Below are 8,880 nucleotides of genomic sequence, written 5' to 3'. Positions count from 1 at the left end.
CACCGAGGAGCGGCCCCACCGTTTAGCGCCCGGTGTCGGCGGAGGCGGCTATTTAAACCAGCACCTCATTTTGTCAAACTCTATTTTCAACTTTCTTTTCCGAACCGTTCCGCCTCCGGGGAGGCCGAACCGCTCCGCGGCGCCGAATGGACTTCAGCGCCTCGGAAAGAAAAGAGAGCTTCGAATGAGCCCCCGAAGCGGCGGGCCGCGTCGGGAGGGCGGTGTTTATGCGGGAGCCCTTTTTGAGTCAAGCGCACTGCAACGCGCTTTGACGATTTTCTTCGCGAACCGCCCGAAAAGCCCGCCGCATATGGAGACTGGAAGCCCCCTCCCCTCACCCGCAATCAGGCGCCGGGCGGCAGAACGGTGGGACAGGGGATGGAAAATCGCGTCGTCCGCCGGCCTCGGCGGGAATCGGCCGTCGAAACGACGCCGCTTCGGCGCGCCTTTCGCGCCGGAAATCGCAGATCCGGACGAATGCCGGATCACCGGCGACGCTCAGAAGAGCGCCGCCGGGACCGTCAGTCCTAGAATCGCTTCGTCACCTGCACGCCGTAGGTGCGCGGCTCGTTGACGAAGGCCGTCAGGTTGTTGAAGTCGATCGCGCCGATGACATTGGCCTCGTCGGTCAGGTTACGGACGTAGACCGCCGCTTCCAGGCCCTTGACCGGATCACGCCAGCCGGCGCGGGCGCCGCCCTCGAAGCTGGTGTCCTGCATGAACTCGACCGACTCGTAGAGGAACAGGTTGAAGTCCTTCTGCAGGACCCAGTCCGTCGAGGCGAAGAGCTCGGTCCCGTTACGCAGGCCATGCACGTAGTTCAGCGTGATGTTGGCCGTATACTTCGGAGCCTGCGGGAACGGGTTGCCGTCGATGTTGGCCCGGCGCGTCGTTCCCACCGTCACGATCGGATCGGTGACGGTGCAGTTGGCGCCGCAGAAGGCGACCAGCAGGTCCTTGTCCTTGATCTCGGTGTGATTGTAGGCGAAGCCGCCGGCCAGGCTGAAACCGGCGCCCAGATAGACGTCGCCGTCGATCTCGAGGCCGTAGCCCACGCCCTTGTCGGCGTTGATCAGCTGGTTGAAGTTGCCCTCGCCGCCGATCGCCGTGAACTGCGGGTCGGAGACCTCGTAGTAGTAGGCCGTGGCGTTCAGGCGCGCGCGCCCTTCCCACAGGCGAGACTTAAGGCCCGCCTCGTACGACATCACGGTTTCCGAGTTGGCGGCCGTGATGAGGTCCGACGAGGTGATCCGGCCCTGGAGCGAAGGACCGCGATAGCCCTTGGCCACCCGGGCGAAGACGTTGAGGTCGCCATTGACCTCGTAGAGCGCGCTCAGGTCCCAGCTGACCTGCTCGTCGCCGACCGAACGACGCACGTCGTACAGCGGGCGGGCCGTGCTGGTGCTGCCGGTCGGGATGATCCGGTCGCCCGAGAAGTCGCGGCTGTCTTCGGTATAGCGCAGGCCGCCGGTGATCTTCAGGGCGTCGGTGACCTTGTAGTTGGCCTGGCCGAACACCGACCAGGATTCCGAGCGCTGGACGATGTCGCCGATCACGGTCGGGGCCAGGCCGCCGGCGCCGTTGAAGGTGCCCGAGACGAGGTTGAAGCGCTCGTCCCAGAAGAACGCGCCGACCTGCCAGCCGAAGCGGCCGTCGCCGTTCGAGGCCAGGCGCACTTCGATGGTCTTCTGGTCCAGGTCGCTCGACAGGGTGCCGGTCTCGGAGTTGAACGGCGTCTTGTAGGGCGCGGTGGCCGCGGCCGAGGCCACGCCGCCGTCGATGTCGCCGTCGCCCGACGAGCGGCCCTGATAGGCGCTGACCACGCCGGTCAGGGTGACCGGGCCGAAGTCGTAGGCCGCCTGCAGGCTCTGCGAGGTGGTGTGCTGCTTCTGCGGATTGTTGCGGCCGCCGTCGTAATAGACCGTGTCGCGATCGAAGTTGCTGTTCAGCTCGTTGGAGCCCTTGGTCAGCACGTTGGCGCGGTTCAGCGTGCCGGTGCCGATGTAGTCGCGGGCCTGCATGGTCAGCAGGGTCGACAGGCGCTCGGTCGGCTTGAAGGCCACGTGCACGCGGGCGGCGACGTCGTCGAAGCCGCCCAGGTCGTCGCCGTCACCGGCGAACGAGGGGTTGTAGGCGTTGTTGACCCAGTCGTCGCGATGGTTCCACAGGCCCGCCACGCGCACCGACAGGGTGTCGTTGACCGGAATGGTCACGCCGGTCTCGGCGCGCACCGCGCCCAGGTTGCCGTAGGCCACCGAACCGAACCCGCCGAAGCTGTCCGACGGCTTGGCGGTGTCGATCTTGACCACGCCGGCCGGGGTGTTGCGGCCGAACAGCGTGCCCTGCGGACCGCGCAGCACTTCCAGCTGCTCGACGTCGAACAGCGGGAAGCCCTTCAGGAAGACGTTCTCGAGCACCACGTCGTCGAGCACCACCGACACCGGCTGCGAGGCGTTGAAGTCGAAGTCCACGTTGCCGAGGCCGCGGATGTAGAAACGCGGGGCGTAGCGGCCGTTGGAGCTTTCGATCTGCAGGCTGGGCACGCGGGCGGAGAGCGACAGCACGTCGCCGCCGCCGGCCGAGACGGCCGCCAGGGTCTTGCCGCCCAGGGCGGTGACGGCGAACGGCACGTCGCGGATGTTTTCGCTGCGGCGCTGGGCGGTGACGACGATCTCTTCGGTGATCGTGGCGTCGGCCGCCGGCGCCTGCTGGGCCAGGGCCGGCGCGCTGGCCAGCAGCGCAAGGCCGCTCACCGACAGAGCAAGCCAAGTGTGGCGATGGTTCATGGCATATCCCCTATAAATTATAGGGGCGCTGCCTACGCCGCGACGTTACGCCAAGGCCACAAAAAACCAGTGCTATTGCTTGAATTTTTCACGACAACTGGACGTTGCCTAAAGACGACCCAGCTTGCGCGCTGCATTTACTGGAGAAATCCAGACAAGAATAACAGCAATATATGATCTTATTCCGCAGTGATGGCGCAGGGATCTGGCGCACACGACCGGCAGGTAAGACAAGACTTACCCGAACAATGCTCCGTGAACGAACAGATGCGGACAGGAGGAGGCGGCGCGGCGTCGCCTTTGCAGGCGCCGGGACGGCCGATCGGATAGGTTCGAACGGGTGAAGCTGGTGCCGGTTGAGGGGATTGAACCCCCGACCTTCGGTTTACAAAACCGCTGCTCTACCGCTGAGCTAAACCGGCGCGCCGACGCGTATTCGCGAACGGGCGTTCTCCTTAGCCGCAGTCGACAGGGCGAGGCAATGCCCCGCCCCTCACCCGGCGTGCTTCAGAGAAACACCGCCACCGTCTGGCGGGCGGCGATCAGCGGCGTTGCGTCCCGGCTCCACAGGGTCATGGCCTGGGCCGAATAGCCGTCGCGGATCGTCTCGGCTCGGCTGCTCATCAGGCGCCAGCCGTCGTCGTCCGGCGCCTCGCCCAGCACGTCCATCGACCAGGTCATGGTCGAGATCGGCGCGAACTGGTCGAACACCGACAGCGCCGGCGGCGGCAGGGCGTCGGCCAGGGCGACCATGGCGGCCAGCGAGCGGGCGGCCGGGTCGCGGTGGCGGATCCACACCAGGAAGTCTGGCGGCCCTCCGCTCAAGGGACGTCCGCCGGCCACGTAGCGGAACTCAAACTGGCGGGCGAAGGCGGGGCCCGCTCCCTCGGGGATGAACAGTTCGCAGGCCTCGGGCGCGGGAATGGCCGGCGCCGGCAGGTCGAGGTGATCGAGCTTGGAGGCTCGCCCGGCGCCGAAGGTCAGCACGCCGCGGGTGGCGAGACCGCCCTCCCCGGCCAGGTCGACGCTGGCGAACAGCGCCGACTTGCCCTGGCGCAGCACCTCCACCTTTGCGGAGAGCTCGCCGGCCGCCGGGCCGACGAAGGCGAACTGGGCCGAGCGCAGCGGCGGGGCGTCGGGCAGGCGGCGGGCGGCCGCCTCCAGGCACAACGCCGCCGACAGGCCGCCATAGGTGGTGCGGCCCTGCTTCCAGTCGTCGCCCACGGTCGCGATCACCGTCTCGCCGTCGATCCGCAGGGCGTCGATCAGTTCGCTGTAGCTGGGCACGATGCTTGGTCTCCCGCGCCGAAGCGGCGCGCGACCGACATAGTCCTAATTCGAAACTGACGTCAATATTCCCCGACGTTCAGCTGCCAGGATACGCCGAACCGGTCCGACACCCAGGCGAACCAAGGGCTGAAGCCGTAGTTCCCGGGCGGCATCAGCACCCCGCCGCCCTCGCCCAGCACGCCCGCCAGGCGATCGACCTCCTCGGCCGAGGCGCAGGTCACGAAGAACGAGAACGACGGCGTGAAGGTAAAAGCGTGCTTGATGAAGCTGTCGCTGCACATCACGCTCTGGCCGCCGATGGTGAAGCGCGCGGTCTTGATCGTACCCTGCGGCCCCGGCCCGGCTGGCCCGTAGAGCTCGACCTCCTCGACCACGCTGCCCGGGAAAACCGAGACGTAGAAATCCAGGGCGTCGGGACCAACGCCGTCCTGGAACATCAGGAAGGGCTGCACGGTGGGGCTCATGCCGCCAGCCTATCCCCCTGCCCGCCCATCGCAAGCGCATTGCGCCGATCGCAAACGTTCGTTTGAATGCAGATCGAACGCCGCTTCGGGACCCGCCCCATGACCACCGCCCCAAAGGCCGCCTATATCTGCGACGCCATCCGCACCCCGTTCGGCCGCTATGGCGGCGGCCTGGCCAAGGTGCGGGCCGACGATCTGGCGGCGATCCCGCTGAAGGCGTTGATGGCGCGCAATCCCGGCCTCGACTGGAGCGCGGTGGACGAGGTGGTCTACGGCAGCGCCAACCAGGCGGGCGAAGACAACCGCAACGTCGCCCGCATGGCCCTGCTGCTGGCGGGCCTGCCGCAGACGGTCCCGGGCGTCACCGTCAACCGTCTGTGCGCCTCGGGGCTGGAGGCCGTCGGCTACGCCGCCCGCGCCATCCTGTCGGGTCAGACCGACCTGGTGATCGCCGGCGGGGTCGAGAGCATGAGCCGCGCCCCCTTCGTCATGGGCAAGGCCGACAGCGCCTTCTCGCGCAGCGCCGAGATCTTCGACACCACGATCGGCTGGCGGTTCGTCAATCCGGCCATGCGCGTGGCCTACGGCGTCGACTCGATGCCCGAGACCGCCGAGAACGTCGCGACCGACTATGGCGTCAGCCGCGCCGACCAGGACGCCTTCGCCCTGCGCAGCCAGCAGCGCGCGGCCGCCGCCATCAAGGCCGGCTTCTTCGAGGGCGAGATCACGCCGGTCGAGATCCCCGGCAAGGCTGCCCCCACCATCGTCGACCGCGACGAGCACCCGCGCGAGACCACGCTGGAGGCACTGGCCAAGCTCAAGCCCATCGTCCGCCCTGACGGCACGATCACCGCCGGCAACGCCTCGGGCGTCAACGACGGCGCGGCGGCGATCATCCTGGCCTCGGAGGACGCGGTAAGGCGCCACGGCCTGACGCCCCGCGCCCGGGTGCTGGGCTACGCCACCGCCGGCGTCGCCCCGCGTGTCATGGGCATCGGCCCCGTGCCGGCGACCAAACGCCTGCTGGCCCGCACCGGCCTCTCGATCGGCGACTTCGACGTGGTGGAGCTGAACGAGGCCTTCGCCGCCCAGGGCCTGGCGGTGCTGCGCCAGCTGGGCCTGCCCGACGACGGCGCCCACGTGAACCCAAACGGCGGGGCCATCGCGCTGGGCCACCCGCTCGGCGCTTCGGGCGCGCGCCTGGCGCTGACGGCCCTGCGCCAGCTGGAGACGACCGGCGGCAAGCGGGCCCTGGCGACGCTGTGCATCGGCGTGGGCCAAGGCGCGGCGCTAGCGATCGAGCGGGTGTAGAACCCCCTCAGTCGGCTTCGCCGACAGCTCCTCCAGAGGGGGAGCATCTTCTTGGCGCGGCGCGATTAGATCCTCCCCTCTGGGGGAGGTGGCCCGGAGGGCCGGAGGGGGTTTGGCGCTACGCTCGCCCCTAGACCTTCGGCGTCGCGGCCGCCCGGAAGCGGTCCTTCATCTTGGCGACCCAGCCGTTGAACACCTCGTTCTCGGCGGTCACGCGGCCAAAGTCGCTGCTGGAGGCCACGCCGTCGACGCCGGCCAGGGCTACGCGCAGGCCCTCGGGGTTGCGGGCCGTGCCGATCAGGGTGGTGTAGCGCGTGCGCAGGCGGCCCAGCGACGCGTCGTCGTCCGACAGGCTGTAGGCCACGGCCGCGCGCATCAGCTTGGCCTCGTCCGACGGCGACAGGCCCGCGGCGTTCTTGAAGCGGTCGCCCAGGGCGGCCTCGTACAGCTTGCCGGCCAAAGCCCAGTTGCGCTGCTTCCAGGCGATGTCGCCGCGGATGTCCTGGGCGTCCTTGCCCTTGTCGCCCTCGATCACCTCCAGGGCGTCGTCGTAGCGGCCCAGCGTCATCAGCGAGCGGGCGGTGGCCAGGCGCCGTTCGGCGTTGAGCACCGGCGGCAGGATGGTGGTGCGCGTACCGTTGATCGCCGCCAGGGCGTCCTCGGGCTTGCGGTCCATCAGGTAGATCCAGGCCAGGTCGGTGGCCACCTGGGCCTTGGGCACGCCGTTCAGGCGATTGTCGACCTGGTACTTCAGCAGCTTGGCGGCCTCGTCCAGCAGGTCGACGTCGACCAGGCGGCGCACCAGATTGCGCACCATCTGGTCGCCGTCGGCGCCGATCGGGGTCAGGTCCTGATAGTCGTAGAACAGGCCCACCGCCTGGATCGGCTGCATGCCGTCGGCCAGGCCGTCGAGGAACAGGGTGCGGAAGGCGCCGTAGAGGTCGTTCTGCAGGGCCACGGCCTGCGGCAGGTCGGGCAGCACCTTGCTGGCCGAACGCAGCACCTCCAGCGCCTCGCGATAGCGGCCCTGGTCGATATAGAGCTTGCCCAGCGCCCGCACGACGTCGAGCTCGACGCCGTCGCCGCGCCAGCGGAAACGCAGCTGGTCCAGGGTCTTGGCGGCCTCGGCCGGCGAGATCTGGTTCTTCTCCAGCCGGATCTGGGTGGCGTGCAGCACGGCCGGCGTGGCGATCCGGTCGTTCGGCGCCTTGCCGATCGCCTGGAACATCTTCAGGGCCTTGTCCTTGCGGCCCTGCAGTTCGAACGCCTTGGCCTGGATCAGGCGCAGGTCCAGCTGGTCGACGATCGGCAGCTTGGGCAGCTTCAGCGCCTGGCCGACCAGTCGCTCGGCCCCGACGCCATCGCCTGTCGCCGCCGCGGAATCGGCCTGGGCGCCCAGGAAGCGCGCCTGCCACACGGCCGGGAACAGGTTCATGGCCTGGCCGCCGGAGGCGAACTTGTTGCGGGCGTCCACCCACTGGCCCTGCTTGTAGGCGACATAGCCGCGCCACAGGGCGCTGGACGGATCGTCGGAAAGCACCGGCGAGGAGAAGTCGGCCTCGGCTTCGGCCCAGCGGCCGGCCATGGCCTTGGCCGCGCCGCGCAGACCGCGGAACTCGCCGTCGCCCAGCAGCGCCTGCTGCTTGCGGGCGGCGGCGTTGAGCACGCCGATGGCCTCGAACGACAGGCCCGAGCCGACCAGGAAGCGGGCCAGGGCCATACGGGCGGCGATGTCGCCCTGGCGGTCGGCCGGGTCGACGGCGGCGACGGCCGCCTGCAGGGCGTTGTAGCGGGCCAGGAAACCGCCCGAGCCGGTCTTGGGCCAGTTCTCCAGGTCGATGACCGCCGGCATGGCGGCCGGCTGCGGCGCGCCGGTGACCACCTCGGCGGCGGCCCCGCCGGCCGAAGCCGGCGACAGCACCAGGCCCTTGGGCCGGCCGATGCGGACGATGTCGCCCTCGGTCAGGATCTGCACGTCGCTGGCGAAGGCCTCGACCGCCAGCCCCTGGGCCGACGGCAGCAGCGCCATCTCGACATACTCGCGGCGCGAGGCCAGTCCCTTGGACGGGGCCAGGGCCGGCACGACGCCGATGCGGTCGCCGACGGCGGGATCGCTGACCCATACCGGACGCGCGGCGCCGGCCAGGTTGGCCGACAGGCTGGCGGGGGTGACGGCCTCGTCGCGCGCCACCTTCACCGGGTCTGGCTCGCGTTGCAGGCCCGCGCCCAGGGCCACGGTCCAGTTGTTGCCCTGCCCTTCGGCATAGACCGGCACGCCCGGCTTGGTGACGATGCGCAGGGCCGAATAGTCCGCTCCGCGGAAGACCTGGATCTTGGTGTGGCTCGGGCCGGTCTGCGGCGTGCGGCCCAGGTCCAGCCGGACAGGGGCGTCGAACACCACCCACACCGCCTCGCCGCGCTTGAACACGGCGGCGGCGGCCGGCGCGGCCCAGGTGGTCGTGAACTGGGTCTGGCCGTCGGTCTTGTTGTAGCCCACGGCGACCACCCCGCTGGCCGGCGCGGGATTGGGCCGGCGCGGGTCGCGCGGAACCGGCGCCGGGCTAGGCGCGGCGGGCGCTCCGGCCTGCGGCGGCTTGGCGAAGACGTTGACGAAGTCGATCCCGTCGGCGCGCCCCACCCGCAGGTCGGCGTCGTCGGTCAGGGTCAGGACCAGTTCCAGCGCGCCGCCGACGTGGCGGGCCTCCACCGTCCTCACCCAGCGCGGCGGAGCGATGCGCAAGGTCGCCAGATTGGGATTGGCGTCGCGGCCGAAGCGCAGGATCGCCTGCTGGCCCTCGCGGCGCATCTTCATCACCGGAACGCGGCCGCTCCAGCGGAACTCCAGGCGCGAGAAGTCGGGGGCCTGGGCGACGCGGACGACCAGATCGCCCTGATTGGCGACGGGACGGGCGGCCTGCGCCGCGGCGGGCGCGGCCGCCAGCACGGTGGGCGCGACGACGCCGGCGATGCAGATCGCCGCAACGCTCGCCTTAAGCGCCCCCCGGAAAGTCATGAGCCCCCTGCTTCCC

5 protein-coding genes and 1 tRNA gene are annotated in these 8,880 nt (G+C 69.6%); 1 reads left to right on the top strand and 5 read right to left on the bottom strand.

The features are described 5' to 3' along the window. Positions 1 to 527: 527 nt before the first annotated feature. The 4 genes from ACODR1_RS23230 to ACODR1_RS23215 form a co-directional block, all read right to left on the bottom strand. Positions 528 to 2,786: a TonB-dependent receptor gene (locus tag ACODR1_RS23230; RefSeq protein ID WP_488882553.1), complete on the bottom strand. Its 2,259-nt coding sequence runs from the start codon at positions 2,784 to 2,786 to the stop codon at positions 528 to 530. 347 nt (positions 2,787 to 3,133) lie between these two features. After that, positions 3,134 to 3,208 (bottom strand) — tRNA-Thr (locus ACODR1_RS23225). Between the two features lie 85 nt (positions 3,209 to 3,293). Next, on the bottom strand, positions 3,294 to 4,073 hold the full coding sequence (locus tag ACODR1_RS23220) for a thioesterase family protein (protein ID WP_488882552.1): 780 nt from the start codon (positions 4,071 to 4,073) through the stop codon (positions 3,294 to 3,296). A gap of 62 nt (positions 4,074 to 4,135) precedes the next feature. Then, the gene (locus ACODR1_RS23215) at positions 4,136 to 4,540 is read right to left on the bottom strand and encodes a VOC family protein (protein ID WP_488882551.1); all 405 of its coding nucleotides are present in this window, start codon (positions 4,538 to 4,540) and stop codon (positions 4,136 to 4,138) included. A gap of 99 nt (positions 4,541 to 4,639) precedes the next feature. On the opposite strand from ACODR1_RS23215, the gene pcaF reads away from it, so the two are divergent. Then, the gene (gene pcaF, locus ACODR1_RS23210) at positions 4,640 to 5,851 is read left to right on the top strand and encodes a 3-oxoadipyl-CoA thiolase (RefSeq protein ID WP_488882550.1); all 1,212 of its coding nucleotides are present in this window, start codon (positions 4,640 to 4,642) and stop codon (positions 5,849 to 5,851) included. A 130-nt stretch (positions 5,852 to 5,981) separates the two neighbouring features. Here pcaF and ACODR1_RS23205 read toward each other — a convergent pair whose 3' ends face one another. Continuing rightward, positions 5,982 to 8,864 (bottom strand): tetratricopeptide repeat protein, encoded by a 2,883-nt coding sequence (locus tag ACODR1_RS23205; protein WP_488882549.1) that lies wholly within the window; start codon positions 8,862 to 8,864, stop codon positions 5,982 to 5,984. Positions 8,865 to 8,880 lie beyond the last annotated feature (16 nt).

This window comes from Caulobacter sp. FG7 (assembly GCF_057808875.1).
This window is presented reverse-complemented; position numbering and strand designations above follow the sequence as displayed.

Excerpts from the sequence above, each read along its gene's own strand:
- ACODR1_RS23230 (WP_488882553.1), bottom strand. The coding sequence starts at position 2,786 with ATGAACCATCGCCACACTTGGCTTGCTCTGTCGGTGAGCGGCCTTGCG.
- ACODR1_RS23215 (WP_488882551.1), bottom strand. The coding sequence starts at position 4,540 with ATGAGCCCCACCGTGCAGCCCTTCCTGATGTTCCAGGACGGCGTTGGT.
- pcaF (WP_488882550.1), top strand. The coding sequence starts at position 4,640 with ATGACCACCGCCCCAAAGGCCGCCTATATCTGCGACGCCATCCGCACC.
- ACODR1_RS23205 (WP_488882549.1), bottom strand. The coding sequence starts at position 8,864 with ATGACTTTCCGGGGGGCGCTTAAGGCGAGCGTTGCGGCGATCTGCATC.